Genomic DNA, 20,807 nt, shown 5'->3' with positions numbered 1-20,807 from the left:
TTGCCAGTTGGTCCCGACCACCCGGGACGAAAGGAAGGGGCGGGCTCCTTTATACTGGCGGGATATGAGCTAGCTCGAATACGAACGATTCAAGTAAGACAATCAACATAAACTTCTTAATAAGAAGTGGTAATAACTGGACCATGCATCATGAGCGAAGCACCAGATTGAGAGTGCTAAAGATGCGCTTTTCCCACGGAACTTTGGATCCCAAAACAGAGAGGGGCAATGATCCGTGGGTTGAGGGCATTTCGTGATTTTCAGAACATGTTACTGACTCAGGATCGAGCTCGGAACTAGATCGTTAACAAGGCAATAAAAGGATGTTGTCCCCAAATGACCAAGGAAGATCTGTCTGTACCTGCATTATCGGAGTTTACCAAGGCGCTGAACAACGGTGACCACCTGAAGCTCATCCGGGAATGGGGTGATGTTGTGTTTTACACCGTGTTTATCAAAAAACGCCAAGAGCTTGAGTTGCCGATGCTTTATTCTGTTGAGGGTTGTAAGAGCTTTCTGGCAAGCCCGGACGCTAACGAGATTCATACAGCCTTGGAAACCTTTGTCATTCCTGAGGGAGCCGATGTATTCATCAAGCCCGAACCATTGAGAGAGCTTGCCAGAAACGCATACATGCTGGGGGCTTGGCTAACCTGGATCGGTGCCGAGATCATCATGAATCAGTCGCTTACGGAGCTGTTTGGAATGACTGCTCTAGTGCCAGTGGAGGGCGGAAAGGAGCGGCTGTATCAGGCCCGACTTTATTCTTTGCAGGGTGAAAACAGGGAAGGTTGCTCAGTTGAGGTTAGATCTCAATATTGGAAAATCAGCCGTGTTTCCAGCCACTCTGATCTCGAAGTCGCCGATGAATTCCTGATTTACGATGACAGGAATAGCCTTATCTTCGTTGGGCAGGAGAGTTCGCTTCCGGAAGCACGCAGGCGCAGTCGGTTGACGAAAGGTGAAATGGAGCTCTTCGATAGGTGGGCGAGGCCGTGCTATGACTTTACGCCGTTGACCGGGGGTGAAGAAAAGGCGGGCGGTGGCGTTATTCCGGATACATATGTTCGCCATCCTTCGTTGATTGATGATGCTTTACTATCCTCTTTCTATGACCTTGAGCGGGAGCTAAATAATGAGATTATGCCGGATTCAAACCGGCTTCATCTGGAAGTCAGCAAGGGGCAGGTTTTTGCCGAAATAGAAGGCTCGGAAGATAAGGGGTTGGATCGTGTTGAGGGCCGGAAATTTCGGATTCTCTTCGAGGATCATCCCGATTGGTGCCTATGGCTAGGCGGTGATGGGTTGGCTCTGACCGACTATTCCGATGAGGTCTGGTTACCCAAGTCACCGGGGCGGCATCCGGTGCCGGAATGCTTGCGCTTGAAAATGGTCCGGGCCATTGCCTGGATATTGTTCTGGAAGGGGAGGGAACTGGGCACGCATGTGTCATTGGTTTTCGGTCAGTTTGCAGGCGTGAGGCCCTTTCGTCCTGACAATCTGGGCAAAATTTTCCATCCAGATGTCAATGATATCCGGTTCCCATTATTAGCTGCGATGCCCTGCGGACCACACAAGGTGCCTGTACTGATACATGGCGAAGTACCCGAGGGCTATGTTGTTGAGGTGCTGGAAGATCTGAAAGTACTGGCATCCGATCTTCCGTGTGGAATACCGCGTCGAGACAGCCTGGTGTTGAATGGAATGGTTCATTTTGGTTCGATGTGCGTTCCTATCGTTATACCGAAGAAAGCGGTTGAGTTCCCGGATGCTTGGTATACCGGCGTTCGAACCTCCAACACTCAGTTGATCTCGGACTTTAAAGTATTTCTGAGCGATCAGGCTCGGGGCAAGCCCGCACTCGATAAAGATCCTGGCAATTCGGGCGCTGTCATTGGAATTTGTCTTGGCTTTATTGCCTTCTTGATATTGCTTTTTCTTATGTTGGGTTAAGTCCAGCAGAGGCTGGCGAATCATCCATGGCGCTAGTTCAATCCCCGTTTGGGATCGGGATTTTGCCGGGAAGGGTGATCCAATACCTACGCAATGAGCCTCGTAACTGGCTAAAATGTGCAAATTTATCAATGCAGAGATTACAAGTGATGAAAGGCTTTATAGTTCTCCTTCTTTTGTTAGTGGCTTCCGTCGCCCAGGCCGAAGCCTATCGCTGGGTTGATGAGAACGGGCAGACGCACTTTGGTGACCGGCCACCTGCGAATGCTGTTTCCAGCGAGGTGCAGTTGGAAAAAGCACGGCCAGCGGTGGATGCGGCTGTCAGTGAGCGCAAGCAGCGGATGAGCGAGTTTGTCGAGCAGAGTGAAAAGGAACGTGCGGTTCAAAAACAGGCCCGCGCCGAGCAAGAGGCTCTGGCCGCCGAGAGGGAAGCCAGGTGTGAGGATTTGGTAGCACGTATGAAATACCTTGAGAGGGTGTCTCGGCTATACAGGTTGAACAAGGATGGCGAGCGCGTTTATGTAAATGATGAAGAAAACGAGCAGATTCGCAAGGAATTCCGGGCGCACGTCCAGAGTGAGTGCGACATTTGAGTCTGCGTTCGCTGGCATCGCAGGTTTTCACCTTTGCACCACAGCCTCCGGCTCATTCAGCATAGCTATCAACGGGTTTTTCCTGAATATGTAATCTCTGAGCAAATAACCAAGTAAAAGCCCCAGCATGAATCCGCCGAGGTGGGCCACCCAGGCCACGCCGCCCTGTGCAGTGAGCATCCCGAACAGGTTGATGAGACTCCAGATCAGAAAGTACCACTGCGGTGCGAGCTTTTTCTGGTAAATGATGATCATGAAAGTGAGGCTGGCGTGTCGGAACCACATCAGGTAAAGGCCGAAAAGGGCTGCAATCGAACCACTGGCGCCAACCAGCAGTAAAGGGCCCTGGCTGGTGTCGAACAGTAGCAGTTCTGCTAATGCAGCCATCGCTCCCATAAACAGGTAAATCCCAAGGAATGCAGTATGTCCGAGGGCATCTTCCAGGTTGTCGCCGATAATCCACAGGAAATACATGTTGCCGGCCAGATGCATCAGGCCACCGTGTACGAACTGGTAGGTCAGTAGTTGTAGAACAAAGTGGGTGGGGCTTTGTGTATCTGAGTTCAGTGCAAGATTGAGGAAAACCCATTCATTAGCCGCAGGTGATAGCTGGCTTGCACCGAAAATCAGACCGCACAGGACAACCAGAGTTCGTGTAACCCAAGGGGTTCGGTGGGGCCGTATGTTGTACTCCACCGGCATCGCCGTCAGGAACTGAAATAGCCAGGACTTCCAGCTCACTTTCTGGTTCAGGTCTGTTAAGGCCTGCTTCAGTTTGGGCGAAAGCATCACCTGATCCACTTCATGCTTATCGAGCCAGACACCATCGCAGTCGGGGCAGCAGTCGATTTCGGTGGCGTAGTGTGCAAGCAGCTGATAATGGGTCATTGGCACCCGGCAGCGCCGGCACAGGCGGTCACTGGTGCGAAGGGCCGGGCCGAGATGAAGCTCGTGGTTGTACTGGTCTATAAAATCATGCTGTTGTGCAATGGCCTGGTTCAGCGACCCGTCTTCAAACCACAAACCATGGCAGTGCTTGCAGTTCAGGATTGAGGGATTGCTTGTGGCCACGAGGCCAGCGGTGTCACATGAAGGGCAATGTGTGGTGCGTGTTCTGGGCATCAAATCCTATTCCTGATTAAACCGCATTTTCAGTATCAACGTTGGCGCAGGCTGGAGTGTGTTATCACTCAGAGTCGGTCAGATAGTTGCGAGCGAACCCCTGTAAATCCTCTGACACCTTCTGGCGGATTGTTGCTCTGTCTTGCGGGTCAAGACCGTATTTCCGTGCAAGTAGTTCGAAGTCTTCATCTTTAAGAGTGATGGTCAACCGGGGGCGGGCTCTGCCTCTTCTGTACGGTAGCTGAAGAACTTTTCGTACCATGTCGGAGGTCGTCATGTCCTGCATTGCCGCAGACACCCGAAAAGCTCTTTGAATATCGTTGGAGAGGTCAAAGGCCATCTGTACTGCCTGGACAGCTTTCTCCTCCTTTGACCAGTCCGGTTTACTTGCCATGGACATAACCTGAAAATTGGGCGCCCCCTGGAGGGGGCGCCGGATTTATTGTGCGGGACTGTCTTTGAGACGGGCCAGCACGCTGTTTACCGCATCTTGCTCACTATCAATGCCAGCGGCCTTAAGCTTCTCGTCCAGGTCGGCGCCAGTCAGCTCTTTTTCGAGCGTGGCGCTGGCTGTCTGGCGGTCTTCTTCGCGAGCCTGGCGCTCCCGAATGCGTTCCAGAGTTTCCCTGGCTGTGCTCAGGGACGATTTTTGGCTGTTGATATTGGTGTCAATCTGGGCAGTGGTACGAAGCACCCGCTCGTTGGTTTTGACTACCTGGAGCTCACGGCGATAATCGGCCAGTTGTTTCTCTGCCCGCTGAACCCGCTCTTTCAGGCCGGCTATTCGTTGTTGCAGCAATTCCCGGGTCTGTGCCAGGTCAGCTACACGGCGCTCATGGCCAACAATGCGTTCTGCTACTTCTCTGGCCAGATCTTCCTGGCCGGCAGCGATGGCTTTGCGGGCATCCTGCTCGCGTTTACTGGCGCTATCCTGCTCCGAGCGGATTTGCCGGGCGAGAGAGGCTGACTCAGCCATCAATGCGGCCAGCTCCTGTTTGGCCTGTTTCAGTTCGTGCTCGGAATCCCGGAGCTCTTGTTCAAGAATGCGGTTGCCTTGGCTATCTACTACAGCTTCGCCCAGCTCGTTAACACCACCACGCATTGCAGTCAGAATTTTATTCAGTACGGATCTCATGTTTCAGTCCTCACTTAAGCCAGGTAGTCTTCAAATGTCTGCAACAGGTCGATTGAATTCTCGGCCAGCGTGACCAGTTCCTGCATGATTTCAGCAGCCCCGGAGGTCGGGCTCAGAGCTCCGTATGCCACATAGTGGTCACCAGTTTTACCAAGTGCGCTCAGAGGCATGGGTACACTGATGCGAAGCATGTTTTCATGCAGCTCACTCAAACGTTCCGGATTCAACTCCTGTTCATCAAAAAGATACACAAGGCACAGAATCTGAGTGTCGGTCACGGTAACGTATACCGGCGTTTCTTCTGCTCCGGAAACTGTAACCTGAAGTACCGGTTCTTCCCCAACTATGGGCATGACGTCGAAGGTTCGGCCAGCGTGAGTAGAGTCACCCAAAGCCAGGGTGAGAGTTTGAATATCCACAAATAGCTCCTTCCTGTGGCGTTGAACAGATTCGGCCGACTCGGGCGAACCTCTAATGGGACTTGACATTTTATGTCAATGATTCGAGTCTATACCCTGCGATTAAACATTTGCAAGAAATAGTTTGTATGCGTTATAACGACATCCTCGTTTGACACAAACTGTCAATTAATAGGTTTATCGGAACGGGTGCCTGGGCACGTATGGAAACATTCTTCTCTGTAGCCTTTTCTTTTCCAACGATGGTTTTCTCCATCTTGTTGTGCGTGGCCATCGTCTATTGGCTGATATCGCTGCTGGGTATGGGTGATGTAGATACAGATGGCGATATCGATGCCAGTGGTGACTTTAGTGGCCTGATGGTTACTCTGGGGCTTCAGGGTGTACCCCTGCCGTTGGTACTCACACTTCTGTTTCTGCTTGGCTGGCTGGCAAGCTATTTTATTGATCTGATTTTCGGGGCTCTTGTTCCCCCCGGGTTGCTGCACTGGTTATACGGAGTCGCCGTTATTTTTGCGGCTTTTGTGGTCGGGGTACTGGCAACGTCTGTTGTGATACGTCCGCTGAGGCCTCTGTTTCGCAGGGCTTTTCTGCCACCGCTTCAAAAGCGGATTGTTGGTACATCCTGTGTCGTAATTTCTTCAGGGGTTACGGAGTCCACTGGTCGCGGGGAGGCTATTCTTGATGGCGCTCACCTTGTCCTTCAGATCCGTAGCCATTCACCACTCTCCCATCGTCAACGGGCAGTCATTATTGAACATATTCCGGATAAAAATGCCTGGTGGGTAGTTCCGGAATCCGAATTTTATTCCGGTGATTCTGCCGGATAACCCAGTGCTTATGCCTTTATAACCAGCTTAGGAGAATTCTGGATGGATTTGTCGTGGATGATACCGTTACTCACAGCCGTTGGTGTTGGGGTATTGCTGATATTAGGTGTGCTTGCCCTGTTCAAGGCGTTCTATCGCAAGGTAGACCAGGGGCAGGCATTGATCGTGAACGATTTGTCTCCTACGCCGAAGGTATATTTTACTGGTGCGATGGTATTGCCGGTTATTCATCGCGCCGAAACCATGAAGATCTCGGTCATCACTCTGGAGCTGAACCGCACCGGCAAGGAAGGCCTGATCTGTAAAGACAATCTGCGTGCTGATATTACAGTTGCCTTCTACCTGCGTGTTAATGAAACCGCGGAAGACGTACTTAGGGTGGCTAAATCTGTAGGGGTCGGGCGTGCTTCTGACCGTGATGCGGTAAATGAGCTTTTCAACGCCAAATTCAGCGAAGCATTAAAAACGGTTGGTAAAAAGCTGGAGTTTATGCAGCTGTTCGAAGAGCGTCAACACTTCCGTGACTCCATCATTGAAACCATTGGTGAAGATCTTAACGGCTATATCCTTGAAGACGTAGCTATTGATTACCTGGAGCAGACGCCAAAAACGTCTCTGGATCCGAACAACATTCTGGATTCTGAAGGTATCAAGCGGATTACTGAAATAACGGCATTCCATAATGTTGAGACAAATCGCTTAGAGCGTGACCAAGAGCTGGAAATTCAGCGGAAGAACGTATCTGCCCGTGAAGCTTCACTGGAACTGGAGCGCAGCCAGGCTGACGCAGAGGCTCGTCAGCGCCGTGAAATAGAAACGCTGCAGGCTCGTGAAACCTCCGAGACCGAACAGGTGCGTGAACAGGAGCGTGCCCGTGCCGAAGCTGCTCGTATAAAAACTGATGAAGAGCTGGCTATTGCGGAAGAGAACAAGCAGCGTCAGATTGAAATGGCTATGAAAGCTCGTGAGCGGGCGGTGCAGATCGAAGAAGTGCGAATTCGCCAGGCTCGCGAGCTGGAAGATGTAAATCGTGAGCGTGCGGTTGAAATTGAGCGGATTGGTATGGAAAAAGCGCTTGAAGGTGAGCGCAAGGAAATTGCTGATATTACCAGCCAGCGGATTGCGGTTGAGCGCAACGTGGCTGAAGAAGAAGAAAACATCAAGGATGTTCGCAACCGTTCTGAAGCAGAGCGCTTGAAGGTCACGAAAGTGATTGGGGCTGAGGCCGATGCCGATGAACTCAAGTTGAAGGATGTGAAGGCGGCAGAAGCGGCTTTCGAGCGTTCCAAGCTGGAAGCTGAACAGATTCGCGTCACGGCTCAGGCCGAGTTGGATGCAGCTGAGAAACAAGCTATTGCCGATGAAAAACGGGCTCGTGGTCGTCAGGCGATGTCCGCCTCTGACGGGCTCGCTGAAGCGCAGGTTAGAGAAGCTCAGGCGTCAGCTATTCGCGCTGACGGTCTGGCCCGCGCCGAGGTTAAAACTGCTACCGCCAAGGCAGATGAAGACGCTGGTATGGCTGAAGTCCGGGTACTCGAACATCGCCTCGAAACAGAAGCCATGGGGGAAGAGAAGCTGGGTCTGGCTAAAGCCGATGCCCGCAAGGCTATGGTGCTGGCAGAAGCCGAAGGTGAGGAACGCATGGGCCGGGCGAAAGCAGACGCTCGCGAAGCTATGGCCAAGGCTGAGGCATCTGGTTTGGTTGAGAAGCTGAAAGCCTACGATGGCATGTCTGAAGAAGCCCGTCACTTTGAAGAATTCCGTATGAACCTGGAAGTTCATGAGAAAGAAGTAATGGCCAAGATTGAAGCTCACCAGACGGGCATTCTGGAAAATGGCCGGATAATGGCTGCCGCATTGAAGGATGCCAAGTTTGAAATGATCGGTGGTGATGGCGGTATCTTCGAGAAGTTCGCCCAGGGAATGGGTTATGGCAAGAGCGTACAGGGAGTGCTGGACAAAGCACCATCGCTGCAATCGGCCCTGGCGGGCATTGCCGGGCGGGTTGCTGCTGAAAAATCCGGTAATTCCTCTGAAACTGCTTAAAGCCAGAGGTGTCACCAGTGCCTGAATTGGTGCTGGTGATACCTGTTTTCGTTCAGGTTTTCCCTCAGTTCAGGATAATTTGGTATGTCGACTGATCGCACCGGCCTTGAAAATATTGTCCAGGAAGGTTCTGCTTTTGAGACCATTCAGCGCCGCCTGAAAGAGCAGGGTGGACAGCTTCGGGAGCAGGTGAGCGGGCTGAACCAGGCCCGCGAAGAGATTTTTGGCAGTGCCGGCATGAATGTGCTTGGGCGCGCCCGGGTAAGAACCGAAAACAACGCTATAGCCCGTGATGTGGTGCGCCTCGGCGATAAGCTTCTTTTTGGCTTTAACCTGCAACTGGGGTTGCGTAAAACCCTGGAAATAGATGACGTCTTTTGCCTGTATCACCTGAGCGATGGTGACGATGGTTTTGAAATGACGGAAGCTGGCATTGAGGGTTCTTTCCTGAAGGACGCCCGGTTTGCCACCGACTTCCGGGAACTGCAGCAATACTACAATACCGCTACCTTGTCTCAGCTGGTCATCCTCAAAGGTATGTTACTGATGGCGTTTCGCATCGGCGACAAACTGGATGACCTGCGGATCTTCCGCTGGGAACTGACGCCGGGCGGCGATGTCAGCCGCTATATCGACAATCGGGGGGAGCGGGATCTTACGTTTCCTGAACGTTTCAGCTTTCCCTGGAAAACCGTTGGCCGTGATTTGCAGGTTCAGGGTCGTTCTCCACACCTGAACATTGCCGACACCCTGTTTGTGGATAACCTGCGGGGTAATATTACCTTCAAGGTAGAAAACAATACCGCCACCGGGGAAGGCATTTATGCAGACCCGGTAGAATCGGATTCCCAGTCTCTGGACGATGCCACTTTTGAATACGCGGACCTGGGCGAGATTCTTCTGGTCCGGATTCTGCCCTTCAATGAAAAACTGTGGCGTTATTACCTGTTCAACCGTACTCAGAGGAAAATTGAACGGGTGGATAGCATGGCGGGTTCTGTGGCCTCGCTACCGGATAATCATGGCCTGATCTTCCCATCCGGCTACTACCTCACCACCGGTGAGCTGAAAACCTTCCAGATTCCGGAAGGAGACTTCCGCCTCAAGCGTTCATTGCGGTCGCCTAACGGTGAGGATGTGCTGTATGTATTTTTCGAGCAGCTCACCGGGCAGGTCATTCTGTTCCGCTACAACCTGATCCGTAAACAAGCGGATGTGCCGTTGGTCGGCCATGGGTATGCGCTTTTTGAAAACGGGCATCTGGTCATATTTAATGCCGCTAGCGAGCCCGCTCTGGTACACCCTCTGCAGGTTTGGGAAACACCGTTTACTTCAGAGAGTTTCCACGCACAGGCCAGTGTTGCCAATGATTCCGAACTGGCCCGTATCGGTAACCCTGATTTGGTGCGAGGCATTGCCGAACTGAACACGGTCATTACTCTGGTGGAATCCAGGAGTGCGAGCGAACGGCATTTCACGGCACTGATCCGTACCATAGACCGTGTTCTTGACCAGTTTTACTGGTTGACGGCAAGGCAGGATGAAGCACTGGTCTCCGGCTTGCATGAGCAGCTGACCACTATTCGTAATACCGCCGAGCTGGTGCTGGATGAATATGAAAAAGTTCAGAGTATCCGGTCCCAGACAGAAACGGCTATCAGCGAAATGGCCGATGTTCAGAGTGCCCTGATGCGGGACCTGAAACCGGATAGCTGGAAAACGCCAGACCAGTTTGTGGGTTATCTGGCCAGGCTGCGGGAACACCGGGGCAGGGTGCGGACGCTGAGCGATCGGCGCTACGCTGACAAAGACCGCATAGAGGCCCTGGAAAAGGAACTGGCGGAGGCGGAAGAGCGGCTGACGGATCGAACGTTCCGTTTCCTCGCTTCGCCCGAAGCTTTAGAGGGTTACCGCAATACCCTGGCAGAATTGCAAGCCGCACTGACTGAAGCCGAAAGCCGGGATGCCCTGAAAAAAATTGTGGAGCGTTACCGGGAGCTGACCACTGGCCTGGATATGATTCAGGGCATGCTGGCTTCTATGGCGGGCGATGATGCTGCGTTGGAAACGGCCATTACCGATAACATTTCGGGGATATACGCCAGTATCAATCAGCAGCGTTCAGAAGCAGAAATTCGCCTGAAAGAGCAGGGCAGTGCTGAGGCGCGGGCTCAGTTTGCCGCCCGGATCCGGCTGTTTGAACAGAGCCTGGCGAACGGTGTCAGTGCGCTGACTGAGGTGCGGGAATGTGATGGCTTGATGACCCGTATGCTGGATCAGCTGCAAGAGCTGGAAAGCCAGTTTGGCGAGTACGATGAGTTTCTTGCTGCCGTTCTGGAACAGCGTGAGAATGCCCACGAAAGCATTGAGGCCAGACGCCAGCAACTTCAGGACCAACAGCAGCGCCGAGTAACTACTTTGACGGATGCTGCGGAGCGTATCCTGAAAAATGTCAGCCGCCGTACCGAACGTTTTACCAGCCCGGAGGAGTTGCACGCTTTCTTTGCCTCGGATGCCATGGTGGCGCGTCTGCGTAGTATGGCGAAAGAACTGCGCGAGTTGGGCGCAGCCATGGAAGCTGACGATTGCCTTGGTCAGCTGAAAGCCGCTCAGGATACCGCTCTGCGAAGCGTGCGGGACAAGGCCGACATCTTCGAAGAGGGTGGTGCGGTTATTCGCCTTGGCAAGCACAAATTCAGCGTGAACCAGCAAGATCTTGATCTCACCCTGATTCCCAGGGACGACCACGTACTGCTGCATCTGACCGGCACCCAGTATTATGAACGGCTGGATGAGCCGGAACTGGATCGCCTGCGGGGCTACTGGAATATGAGCCAGCCGTCTGAGTCCGACAAGGTATATCGGGCTGAGTATCTGGCGGCACTGGTGATTGAAGAGTTCCGGAAATCGCCTGATCTACCCGTGAACGTTGCTAATATTGAGGAACTTACGGGTTATATTCGTAATTTTGCCTCGCCTCGTTACCGTGAAGGCTATGAAAAAGGCATCCATGACCACGATGCCGCATTGCTTGTCAGCACTCTCTGGCCCGCCATTCAGAATGCCGGATTACTGCGTTTCAGCCCGAATGCCCGGGCGCTGGCCATTCTGTTCTGGGCAGAGCTGAGTCAACAGCAGATACATGCCCGACAGCTGCGCTCCCGTTGTTTGTCGGCCGGCATACTGAGCCGCATGATGCAGTCCAATGAGTTGCTGCAGGCCCTGGAACAGGAGCTTGAGCCAAAACTGTCGGAATTTGTAGAGATTCATGGGCTCACGTTAACTGAAAAAGGCAGTACCGAACGCACTCTGCTGAAATCCGCAGCCCGGTATCTGGTTTTACAGCTGGCGGAAGAAGCAGAAGCCTTTGAAATTACCCGTTATGCCGGAGAGCTGGCTGAAGACTTTACCGAAGCTCTGAAACGGGATAATCAGTTCTCCCAATATGAGAATGCCTTGAATGTGGTGGCCGGTAACCCTGCCGCGCGCTGGAGCATTACCAGCCATTGGGTAAAAGCCTGGATGGGCAAGGCCAATCAGCAGCATTTACTGCATTACCTGCCGGAAGTGGTGGCCGTGCTCAACGCCGGAGACGCTATCTCTACTGCGGTGCGCAGTGTTGAACTGGCGTTTCAGGTCGAGGGTTTGTTGGGTCAGCACGCGAGCATCAATGAGCGTTCCCTGAGTCTGCAACTGGATGAGTTCGATGAACGCCTCCGTTATCACCAGCAGGAAATCATTCCCGGTTGGCAACAGTTACAGGAAGTCCGTCATAAGGTTTTGGCAAAGTGGCGCGAGCAGTTACGTCTTGAGGAATACCGGCCCCGTCCACTGTCGTCGTTTGTGCGCAATAAGCTGATCAGCGAGAGCTATCTGCCGATCATCGGCGACAACCTGGCCAAACAGATGGGGACTGCCGGTGAGGACCGCCGCACTGATCAGTCTGGCTTGCTGATGATGATCTCACCACCTGGTTACGGTAAAACCACCTTGATGGAATACGTTGCCAATCGCCTGGGCCTGATCTTCATGAAGATCAACTGCCCGAGTTTAGGCCACGATGTCACCTCGCTCGACCCGGAAAAAGCCCCCCATTCCACTGCCGAAGCGGAGCTGGTCAAGCTTAACCTCGCTTTGGAAATGGGCAACAACGTGATGTTGTATCTGGATGACATCCAGCATACCCACCCTGAATTCCTGCAGAAATTCATTTCCCTGTGTGACGGCACCCGGCGTATTGAAGGCGTATGGCGTGGCCGAACCAGTACGTATGACATGCGTGGCAAACGGTTCTGTGTGGTGATGGCAGGTAACCCCTATACCGAAAGCGGCGAAATGTTCAAAGTGCCGGATATGCTGGCGAACCGGGCGGATATCTACAACCTGGGTGATGTGTTGTCGGGCATGGAGCATGCTTTTGAGTTGTCTTATATAGAGAATAGCCTGAGCGCCAACCGGGTACTGGCACCCTTGGCGACCCGGGGTATGGCGGACTTCTACCGATTTGCGGATGTGGCTGAAGGTAAAACCGTGGCGGATTCCGATTTCGAGCATGACTACAGTGCCGCTGAGCGGGATGAAATTGTTTCTCTGCTGAAGAAAATGATGCGTGTTCGGGAAACCGTCTTGCGGGTGAACCAGGCGTACATTGCCTCCAGTGCCCAGGCTGACGCCTATCGTACTGAGCCTGCCTTCAAATTGCAGGGCAGTTACCGGAACATGAACAAGCTGGCGGAAAAACTGTCGCCGGTTATGAGCGATAAAGAACTGGATGCCCTGATTGACGATCACTACCAGGGCGAATCCCAGCTGCTGACCCAGGGGGCAGAAGAGAACCTGCTTAAACTCAAGCAAATGCGTGGCACCCTGACTGAAGCTGAGGCCGCCCGCTGGCAGGCTATCTGCGAAGAGTATCGCCGCCGTCAACAGGCCGGGGGGGATGAAGAAACCGGCGTGAAAGTGGTGCGCCAACTCGGTGTGATTGCCGAGCAAATGCAGCAACTGGGGCAGCAGTTAGTCGCTGGTCTGGCGAGCAAGAGTGACTCGGAGCCTGATCTCGGTAAAGCCATTGGTGAATTGTCCCGGTCCCTGGAAACCGGTCTGGCCGAAGGCCTGCAGTCTGTACAGCTGGCTCCGGAAGTTACGGTAAACCTGGACAGCCCTCCCCAGGTAGGTGAGGCTCTCAAGGCGTTTACCCGAATCTTTGAGGAATCCATTGTTCCATTGCTGAAGCTCATGGATGGCAAGCTGGGCCTGGATCTGAAAACCCAGCGCGAAATGAGCCGTGTTTTAGAAGTTACCAGAGAGCTGGAAGAAAGGCTGGCAACTCTGGATCCAACGACGATTGGTGTCAGGAAATAAATATAACCAGAGTGGAGGATCCTGCATTTCCAAAGGTACACTGTCTGACCGCATGCCAGTCAGAGTATTGGTGGCATATTAACTGATGCTGGTCGCGCTCGTAAGCGTTGCCGGCTGACAGGCCAGGGACTTCCCATGGATGACGATCAGAATTCAAGTCAACAACCCAGTCCCAAAACCGGAAAAACACTTACCGATCTTTCCACGCCTATCTACGGTCTTTTCATTCTGGGTGTGCTGTATACCTTGTATCTGGCTCATCAGATCATTCTGCCGATGGTGCTGGCGCTGCTGACAAGCTTGCTGTTGTCGCCTCTGGCTTCGCGCATGTGTTCCGGTCTGCACATTCCCAGAGTCGTCAGTTCGCTGATTCTGGTGTTGCTGTTACTTGCATCTATCGCAGGTGTCACTATGGCGGTTGCCACACCGGCGCTGGAGTGGGCAGGTAAGGCTCCCGAAGGCATTTCCCGTTTGCTGGTCGGCGAAAGTGAGCTTAAACGGCAGATCAGCAGGGTGACAGAATCCGCCCAGAAAGTGGAGGAGTCTGTCAGTGGCCTCTCGGACGGAAGTGGTGAAAGTACAGGTCAGGAGCCAACCACCGTTGTTCTGCAGGCTGAGTCCTGGCGGGCTCAGTTAATGAGCAAAGCCCGGGATGGTCTGGCGGGTCTCGCTCTCGCCATGGCACTTACTTACTTCCTGTTGGTCAGCGGCGACAGACTGGTGCGTAACTTTGTCAGGCAGTTGCCGAGAGGTCATCGCAGGACAGTGCTCCGGATCACCAGAGATTCCCAGCATCAGATTGCGCAGTATCTGGGGGTTCTGGGTATCAGCAACACCTCTGTCGGGGTGGCAACGGGGCTTATGGCCTGGGCGGTCGGGTTGCCCGATCCTGCTGTCTGGGGCCTGGTTGCAGGTCTGGCGCGTTTCATCCCTTATCTGGGTGTTATTCTCACTATTCTTTTGCTGGCGGTTGTCTCTGCAGTAAGCCTGGACACTTTGTGGATGATGGCGATTGCACCCGTGGGTTATCTTGCCCTGACTACCATGGTGGGTTTCTTTATCGAACCCTGGATCCACGGCTTTCGCATGGCGATTAACCCGGTCATTATATTTGTTTCCATTTTCTTCTGGGGCTGGCTTTGGGGGCCGGTGGGTGTAGTGCTTGCGGTGCCACTGATGACCGTTATTCAGGTCGTTCTGAAGCAGATTCCCAAACTCAGGCCGGTCTACAAAGTGATTGCCCGATAGCGGGACTTGTAGTGAATAGAGCCGCGGACACGGGCAAGACTTTCTGACACTTGTGGAAATGTCACCTATCCTGATTGGATGTTTTACATTCGCTGTCAGGGAGATTCATTTCCTTATGATCCCGAACACTATGAAAGCCATGCTTCTTACCGGCCATGGCAATATCGACAAGCTTGTCTATAGAGACGTGCCAACGCCATCTCCGGCGCCGGGAGAGGTTCTGGTTCAGGTAACCGCTACTGCCAAGAACAATACTGACCGAAAGGCCAGAGAAGGGCTGTACCCCACACAAAAGGGCGAAACCACCTCATTTCAGATGGGGGGGAAGCCCACTCTCATTTTCCCCCGCATTCAGGGCGCTGACATTGTCGGGCGCGTTGTGGCCGTGGGCGATGGTGTTGATAGGAGTCGTGTGGGAGAGCGAGGACTGCTGGATTTCAATATTTATGCCACCGACCGCCGGGATATAAATCTGACCCCTGACTATTACGGCCATGGTGCTGATGGCGGTTATGCAGAGTACGTTGCTTTGCCATCAGATCAGTTCCATGTGGTCTCAAATGAAGATCTGGATGATGCCCAGCTGGCGGCAATGGGGATGTGCTCCTATCAGACAGCTATGCATATGCTTACATCGTCCCATGTAAAAGCCGGAGAGCAGGTTCTGGTTACCGGCGCAAGCGGCGGTGTGGGTACGGCGTTGATCCAGCTCTGCCGTATTATGGGAGCCATCCCATATGCATTGAGTACAGCCGGTAAAACCGCAGCCCTCCAGGCGTTGGGAGCAGAGTCGGTGATCGATCGGTCTGATATGGAAAACTTTGTTGAGCGCGTGAAAGCGGCGACCGGGGGCAAGCCCCTTGATGCGGTTATGGATCTGGTGGGTGGTGATATGACCGATCGGTTCATTGACGCCATGATCTTTGATATGAACTCCCGCGAAACCTACCCACGCCTTAGCATTGCTGGCGCCAGTGGCGGAAACATCAGTGAAATCCTGTGGACACGGATTTATCTGTATCAGGTACAGATCTTTGGCGTCTCCCATGGCACCCGGGAGGAGGCGGAGCAGCTGGTGGAATGGATTCGCGGCGGACAGCTAAAACCAGTGCTTCACGGCGCTTTCCGGCTTTCGCAGCTGCATCAGGCGGAGCGTTACTTTGTGAATCGTAGCAGCAATTATCTGGGCAAGATTGTCATTGTGCCGGATTCTCAATGGGAAGAGCACGGAGCCTCCTGGTCTCTGGAGAAGGGTATATGAAGCAGGAATTGACTATTCAGCTTATGGACACCCACGCAGGTGGCGATGTCAGCCGCATTGTGACAGGTGGTATCGACCCATTACCCGGAGGCAGTGTGCGTGCGCAGATGGAATACCTGCGTGACGATGCAGACGGCCTGAGAAAGCTGCTACTGGAAGAGCCGTACGGAATCCCGGAAATGTCAGTGGATTTGCTGGTGCCTCCATCCGACCCCCGTGCTGCAGCCGGGTACATCATAATGGAAGTCATGGGATATCCGATCTATTCGGGCTCCAATACCATCTGTACTGCGACAGCGGTGCTTGAATCAGGGATAGTCCCGAAAAAGGAGGGGCGGCAGAGTTTTCTTCTGGAGTCTCCGGCGGGGCTGGTTGGCATTGAGGCTCTGGTTGAAAACGGAGTGGTTGAGGCAATTACCTGCGAAGGCCTCCCCAGCTACATACACACCCATCGGGCGACAATCGAGGTGCCATCCCTTGGCACAGTTACCTACAGCGTGGCATACAGCGGTGGGTTCTATGCTCTGGTTGAAGCAAAATCTCTTGGGTTCAGTCTTACTCTCGACGAAGAGCGAGAGCTGGCATGCGCTGCCCACGCTATTGTCGAGGCGGTTCAGGCAGAACGTGGCTTTTCCCACTATACACTCGGTGATGTCGGCCCTTTGCCATTCCTGCACTTCATGGGGCCGGTGGAGCACATAGCTGAACACAATTATCGCTCCCGCTCCGCAACTTATGTGCACCCGGGAGTGATATGCCGGAGCACCACAGGTACCGGCACTTCGGCCCGCCTCGCGCTGATGAATTATGAAGGGCTTATCCGCCCGGGAGACAGGCTTGAAACCGTGTCACTCCGGGAAACCGGTTTTATCGGTGAGTTCTCCGGCGTAGAACAGGAAGGGGATTATCAGGTTGTGAAAAACAACATCACCGGGAAGGGCTACGTTATTGCCCGGTCAGACATTGTGGTCAATTGTGAGGATTCACTTGTGGACTGTGATGGGCTTCATCACATCCTCAGCAGTCGCACTTCTTCGTGAGCTCTGTTTGCTAAAGTTTACCTTTACGTAAAGTGCAAGCTGTGATAAATCTTCACCTATGAATTCAATGATAAAAATAACAGGAGTTGATCATGAGCCTTCCGGAGTACGCAGACGTCTATAAAAACTTCGATCCAGCTGCGCTTGAAGCGGACATTCTGGATGGAAGTCTGGATGGTGGGTTGAATGTCTGTCATGAGATTTGTGACAAGTGGGCTGCCGACCCGAAGAAAGTCGCGCTTTACTATGAAAAAGATGCCGGTGGTGACGGCGTACTAACCTTTGCAGAGCTGAAAGAGCAATCTGCGCGATTTGCCAACTACCTGACATCGCTGGGAATTGGTAAGGGCGACAGGGTTGCAGGTCTGCTGCCCAGAGGGCCGGAGCTGCTCATTGTTATAGCCGGTGCACTGCGTGCCGGTGCTGTTTATCAGCCCCTGTTTACCGCATTTGGTTCCGGTGCTATTGAATATCGCCTCGAGCGCGCAGGAACAAAGCTGGTGGTTACAGATCCGGCAAACTATCCCAAACTCACCGATGTAAAAGATTGTCCGCCGGTGCTTTGTGTTGATGCTGAAAAAACCGGGGCAGCTATCCCGGATTTCCGGCGCACTCTTGCGGAACAGAGCGCAGACTTTGAACCAGTCATGATCAGGGGCACTGACCCGTTCCTGCAGATGTTCACCTCCGGTACCGTAGGTAAGTCAAAAGGTGTTGCCGTGCCGGCGCGTGCATTGATGGCTTTCTATGTATACATGAAGTATGCCATTGATCTGCGTGATGAAGACACCTTCTGGAATGTTGCAGATCCCGGCTGGGCTTATGGCCTTTATTATGCGGTGGTGGGCCCGCTTCTGATGGGGCACGCTACCCACTTCAATCCGGGTGCGTTTACGCCGGAATCGACCTACGACATGATCCGCAAGTACAAAATCACCAACCTTGCTGCCGCACCTACCGCTTACCGTTTGCTTAAAGCTAATGATCACGTTCTTCCGGAAGGCGAAAACCTCGGGCTTCGCGTTGCCAGCAGTGCCGGTGAGCCTCTGAACCCGGAAGTGGTTAACTGGATCAGGGATCGTCATTTTTGTCCGGTTATGGACCACTACGGGCAGACTGAAACCGGTATGACCTGCTGCAACTTCCACGCACTTGCACACCCTGTGCGCCAGGGATCCATGGGCTACTCATCGCCAGGTCACCGGGTGGTTGCCCTGAACGAGAAAAATGAAGAGGTAGGCGAGGGCGAGGTCGGGCAGATTGCAGTGGATGTTAAAGCTTCGCCGCTGTTTCACTTTGATGGCTATACCTGGGGTGAAAAAGATCCGTTTGTGAACGGTTATTACCTTACCGGCGACATGGCGATCTGCCACGGTGACGGCAGCTTCTCATTCAGCGGTCGTGATGACGATATTATTACCACTGCCGGGTACCGGGTTGGTCCTGCCGATGTGGAAAGTACGCTGCTGGAGCACGCTGCTGTGGCAGAGTCCGGCGTCGTGGCCAAGCCGGATGAAAAGCGTGGTTCGATTATCAAGGCTTACGTTGTTATTAAAGGAGATCAGCAGCCGGCTGATGATCAGGCGTTGCGGGATGAGCTTCAGGAGCTGGTGCGCCGGCGCCTCTCCACTCATGCTTTCCCCCGGGAGATTGAGTTTGTGGATGAACTCCCGAAAACACCCAGTGGGAAGATTCAGCGTTTTGTGTTGCGCAACCGCGCAAAGGAAGAGCCTGGTTCATGAAGATTACTTTTGAGGAGCTGGACAGCTTCCTTCAGGAGCAGTTTCCCCAGGGTGCCGCCTATGGCAGCCTGAGGAAGCTTGGTGATGGCTGGGCCGAGATGAGCCTGGACGTGGATGACGGGCACCTCAGGCCGGGCGGAACTGTGTCCGGCCCGGTGATGATGGGGCTTGCAGATGTCACGCTCTACGCTGCCCTGTTAAGCAAAATAGGGTTGGTGCCGCTGGCGGTGACCACAAACCTGAATATTAACTTTCTGCGCAAGCCTGCCGCCCATACGCCTCTGAGGGCGAAAGCGACCATGCTCAAAGTGGGGCGCACCATGGGGGTGGGCGAAGTCTTTATTTATTCCGAGGGTGGAGAAGATCCTGTTGCCCACTCAACGATGACATACTCAATACCGCCAAAAAAAATACATGAGAATTAGATTGACGTATACGTAAACGTCAATCTAATCTGTAAGCAAGTGCAAACGTACAACAATAACAAAAGGTAGATTGGCTCATGAGTGACCAGTACGTGCTGGAGACCCGAAACCTTGTTAAAGAGTTCAAGGGCTTTGTAGCGGTTGACGACGTGAATCTGAAGATTCAGAAAGGCCATATACATGCTCTGATCGGTCCCAACGGTGCAGGTAAAACCACAGTGTTCAACCTGCTCACCAAATTCCTTATCCCGACCCGTGGACAGATTCTTTTTAAAGGCGAAGACATTACGCCTTTAAAGTCAGCGTCTATTGCCCGCAAAGGCATGGTTCGCTCATTTCAGATCTCCGCTGTCTTTCCCCATATGACAGCACTGGAAAATATTCGTGTTGCGCTGCAGAGCTTTGAGGGCAGCTCGTTCAGCTTCTGGAAATCCGGAGCCTCGCTCAACAGGCTTAATGGCCGGGCTATGGAGCTTCTGGAGTCTGTTGGTCTGACTGAATTTGCAAATACCACCACTGTCGAGTTGGCCTATGGCCGTAAACGAGCTCTTGAGCTGGCAACTACCCTGGCCATGGAGCCGGAAATTCTGCTGCTCGATGAGCCTACCCAGGGTATGGGCACGGAGGACGTTGATCGAGTGGTGGAACTGGTGCGCAAGGCAGCTGAAGGCCGGACTGTGCTGATGGTTGAGCACAACCTGAGTGTGGTGTCGAAACTGTGTGACCGGATAACGGTACTGGCGCAGGGGGCCGTGCTTACAGAAGGCGATTACGAAACCGTTTCTGCCGATCCCCGCGTCCGTGAGGTGTATATGGGGGCAGGTTCCAGTGGTGAACGCGGAGCTTCAACCGAAACTGAATCGGAGGCTGCCCAATGAGCCAGAATGCGGCAAAGGAGTACGAGCAGCTGCGCATTTCCGGGCTGCATGCGTTTTACGGTGAGTCCCATATTCTGCATGGTATTGAAATGGTCGTTAACCGGGGTGAACTGGTTACGCTTCTTGGCCGTAACGGTGCCGGGAGAAGTACCACGCTCAAGGCAATCATGAATATGGTTGGCCGTCGCACAGGCTCGATCATGATCAATGGGGAAGAGACCATGTCTTGTGCTCCCCACAACATTGCAAGGCTTGGTGTAGGGTATTGCCCAGAGCATCGTGGCATTTTTGCGTCTCTCAGTGTTCAGGAAAACCTTACTTTGCCGCCAGTAGTGCGCAGCGGAGGCATGAGCCTGGAAGAAATCTACAGCATGTTTCCCAACCTGTACGAACGTCGCTTCAGCCAGGGCACCAAGCTTTCAGGAGGGGAGCAGCAGATGCTGGCGCTGGCGCGAATCCTTCGTACGGGCGCCAATATGCTGTTGCTGGACGAGATCACTGAGGGGCTTGCGCCGGTTATCGTCGAAAAGCTGGGTGAGGTCCTCGTAGCTCTTAAAAACAAAGGGCTTACCATCATTCTGGTAGAGCAGAATTTCCACTTTGCAGCACCATTGGCCGACCGACATTACGTGGTAGAGCATGGACGGATAGTGGAAGAAGTCAGTGCCGGAGAGCTGCATGCGAAGCAGTCGGTACTGGATAGCTATTTGGGTGTCTGAACCTGGATAGGCGTACGTGAAAAGTAAAACAAGAG

Annotated in this window: 16 protein-coding genes; 12 read left to right on the top strand and 4 right to left on the bottom strand. The window is 53.3% G+C overall.

All coding sequences use genetic code 11. The features are described 5' to 3' along the window. Positions 1-336: 336 nt before the first annotated feature. Both DS878_RS07995 and DS878_RS07990 read left to right on the top strand, forming a co-directional pair. Entirely contained in the window at positions 337-1,953 is a 1,617-nt protein-coding gene (locus DS878_RS07995) for a hypothetical protein (protein ID WP_113815414.1), read from the top strand. Between the two features lie 149 nt (positions 1,954-2,102). Continuing rightward, a complete protein-coding gene (locus tag DS878_RS07990) occupies positions 2,103-2,546 on the top strand; it encodes a DUF4124 domain-containing protein (protein WP_113815470.1) in 444 nt (147 codons plus the stop codon). Between the two features lie 27 nt (positions 2,547-2,573). Here DS878_RS07990 and DS878_RS07985 read toward each other — a convergent pair whose 3' ends face one another. The 4 genes from DS878_RS07985 to DS878_RS07970 form a co-directional block, all read right to left on the bottom strand. After that, positions 2,574-3,668, bottom strand: a complete 1,095-nt coding sequence (locus tag DS878_RS07985) for a rhomboid family intramembrane serine protease (RefSeq protein ID WP_113815413.1) — start codon at positions 3,666-3,668, stop codon at positions 2,574-2,576. 64 nt (positions 3,669-3,732) lie between these two features. After that, positions 3,733-4,062: a hypothetical protein gene (locus DS878_RS07980; RefSeq protein WP_113815412.1), complete on the bottom strand. Its 330-nt coding sequence runs from the start codon at positions 4,060-4,062 to the stop codon at positions 3,733-3,735. A gap of 45 nt (positions 4,063-4,107) precedes the next feature. After that, positions 4,108-4,803, bottom strand: a complete 696-nt coding sequence (locus DS878_RS07975) for a PspA/IM30 family protein (RefSeq protein WP_113815411.1) — start codon at positions 4,801-4,803, stop codon at positions 4,108-4,110. A 14-nt stretch (positions 4,804-4,817) separates the two neighbouring features. After that, a complete protein-coding gene (locus tag DS878_RS07970) occupies positions 4,818-5,222 on the bottom strand; it encodes a YjfI family protein (protein WP_113815410.1) in 405 nt (134 codons plus the stop codon). Positions 5,223-5,425: 203 nt separating this feature from the next. Here DS878_RS07970 and DS878_RS07965 point away from each other — a divergent pair, with 203 nt between their 5' ends. From DS878_RS07965 to DS878_RS07920, 10 genes are all read left to right on the top strand, one after another. Beyond that, entirely contained in the window at positions 5,426-6,052 is a 627-nt protein-coding gene (locus DS878_RS07965; protein ID WP_113815409.1) for a hypothetical protein, read from the top strand. 42 nt (positions 6,053-6,094) lie between these two features. Continuing rightward, a complete protein-coding gene (locus tag DS878_RS07960; RefSeq protein WP_113815408.1) occupies positions 6,095-8,098 on the top strand; it encodes a flotillin family protein in 2,004 nt (667 codons plus the stop codon). Between the two features lie 84 nt (positions 8,099-8,182). After that, entirely contained in the window at positions 8,183-13,459 is a 5,277-nt protein-coding gene (locus DS878_RS07955; protein ID WP_113815407.1) for a DNA repair ATPase, read from the top strand. 135 nt (positions 13,460-13,594) lie between these two features. Then, complete coding sequence (locus DS878_RS07950) at positions 13,595-14,707, top strand: AI-2E family transporter (protein ID WP_113815406.1); 1,113 nt, start codon at positions 13,595-13,597, stop codon at positions 14,705-14,707. A gap of 115 nt (positions 14,708-14,822) precedes the next feature. Further along, entirely contained in the window at positions 14,823-15,968 is a 1,146-nt protein-coding gene (locus tag DS878_RS07945) for a zinc-binding dehydrogenase (protein WP_113815405.1), read from the top strand. Continuing rightward, complete coding sequence (locus DS878_RS07940; protein ID WP_113815404.1) at positions 15,965-17,008, top strand: proline racemase family protein; 1,044 nt, start codon at positions 15,965-15,967, stop codon at positions 17,006-17,008. Before DS878_RS07945 ends, DS878_RS07940 begins: the two co-directional genes overlap by 4 nt. Positions 17,009-17,100: 92 nt before the next feature. Beyond that, positions 17,101-18,750 carry an AMP-binding protein gene (locus tag DS878_RS07935; RefSeq protein ID WP_113815403.1) on the top strand — a complete coding sequence of 550 codons (1,650 nt, stop codon included), beginning with the start codon at positions 17,101-17,103 and terminating at the stop codon, positions 18,748-18,750. Further along, positions 18,747-19,175: a PaaI family thioesterase gene (locus DS878_RS07930; protein WP_113815402.1), complete on the top strand. Its 429-nt coding sequence runs from the start codon at positions 18,747-18,749 to the stop codon at positions 19,173-19,175. The genes DS878_RS07935 and DS878_RS07930 overlap by 4 nt, the downstream gene beginning before the upstream one ends. A 77-nt stretch (positions 19,176-19,252) precedes the next feature. After that, on the top strand, positions 19,253-20,053 hold the full coding sequence (locus tag DS878_RS07925) for an ABC transporter ATP-binding protein (RefSeq protein WP_113815401.1): 801 nt from the start codon (positions 19,253-19,255) through the stop codon (positions 20,051-20,053). Then, complete coding sequence (locus tag DS878_RS07920; RefSeq protein WP_113815400.1) at positions 20,050-20,772, top strand: ABC transporter ATP-binding protein; 723 nt, start codon at positions 20,050-20,052, stop codon at positions 20,770-20,772. Before DS878_RS07925 ends, DS878_RS07920 begins: the two co-directional genes overlap by 4 nt. The last annotated feature ends 35 nt before the right edge of the window (positions 20,773-20,807 follow it).

It is taken from the genome of Marinobacter sp. F3R11 (assembly GCF_003318275.1).
Lineage (GTDB): Bacteria > Pseudomonadota > Gammaproteobacteria > Pseudomonadales > Oleiphilaceae > Marinobacter.
Note: the sequence above shows the minus strand (reverse complement) of the source record. Positions and strands in the feature narration are given on the sequence as shown.

What these genes read in the sequence shown, in the direction of transcription:
- DS878_RS07995 (WP_113815414.1), top strand. Translation starts at nt 337, where the DNA reads ATGACCAAGGAAGATCTGTCTGTACCTGCATTATCGGAGTTTACCAAG.
- DS878_RS07980 (WP_113815412.1), bottom strand. Translation starts at nt 4,062, where the DNA reads ATGGCAAGTAAACCGGACTGGTCAAAGGAGGAGAAAGCTGTCCAGGCA.
- DS878_RS07920 (WP_113815400.1), top strand. Translation starts at nt 20,050, where the DNA reads ATGAGCCAGAATGCGGCAAAGGAGTACGAGCAGCTGCGCATTTCCGGG.
- DS878_RS07950 (WP_113815406.1), top strand. Translation starts at nt 13,595, where the DNA reads ATGGATGACGATCAGAATTCAAGTCAACAACCCAGTCCCAAAACCGGA.
- DS878_RS07935 (WP_113815403.1), top strand. Translation starts at nt 17,101, where the DNA reads ATGAGCCTTCCGGAGTACGCAGACGTCTATAAAAACTTCGATCCAGCT.
- DS878_RS07960 (WP_113815408.1), top strand. Translation starts at nt 6,095, where the DNA reads ATGGATTTGTCGTGGATGATACCGTTACTCACAGCCGTTGGTGTTGGG.
- DS878_RS07955 (WP_113815407.1), top strand. Translation starts at nt 8,183, where the DNA reads ATGTCGACTGATCGCACCGGCCTTGAAAATATTGTCCAGGAAGGTTCT.
- DS878_RS07990 (WP_113815470.1), top strand. Translation starts at nt 2,103, where the DNA reads ATGAAAGGCTTTATAGTTCTCCTTCTTTTGTTAGTGGCTTCCGTCGCC.
- DS878_RS07940 (WP_113815404.1), top strand. Translation starts at nt 15,965, where the DNA reads ATGAAGCAGGAATTGACTATTCAGCTTATGGACACCCACGCAGGTGGC.
- DS878_RS07925 (WP_113815401.1), top strand. Translation starts at nt 19,253, where the DNA reads ATGAGTGACCAGTACGTGCTGGAGACCCGAAACCTTGTTAAAGAGTTC.
- DS878_RS07930 (WP_113815402.1), top strand. Translation starts at nt 18,747, where the DNA reads ATGAAGATTACTTTTGAGGAGCTGGACAGCTTCCTTCAGGAGCAGTTT.
- DS878_RS07975 (WP_113815411.1), bottom strand. Translation starts at nt 4,803, where the DNA reads ATGAGATCCGTACTGAATAAAATTCTGACTGCAATGCGTGGTGGTGTT.
- DS878_RS07945 (WP_113815405.1), top strand. Translation starts at nt 14,823, where the DNA reads ATGATCCCGAACACTATGAAAGCCATGCTTCTTACCGGCCATGGCAAT.
- DS878_RS07965 (WP_113815409.1), top strand. Translation starts at nt 5,426, where the DNA reads ATGGAAACATTCTTCTCTGTAGCCTTTTCTTTTCCAACGATGGTTTTC.
- DS878_RS07985 (WP_113815413.1), bottom strand. Translation starts at nt 3,668, where the DNA reads ATGCCCAGAACACGCACCACACATTGCCCTTCATGTGACACCGCTGGC.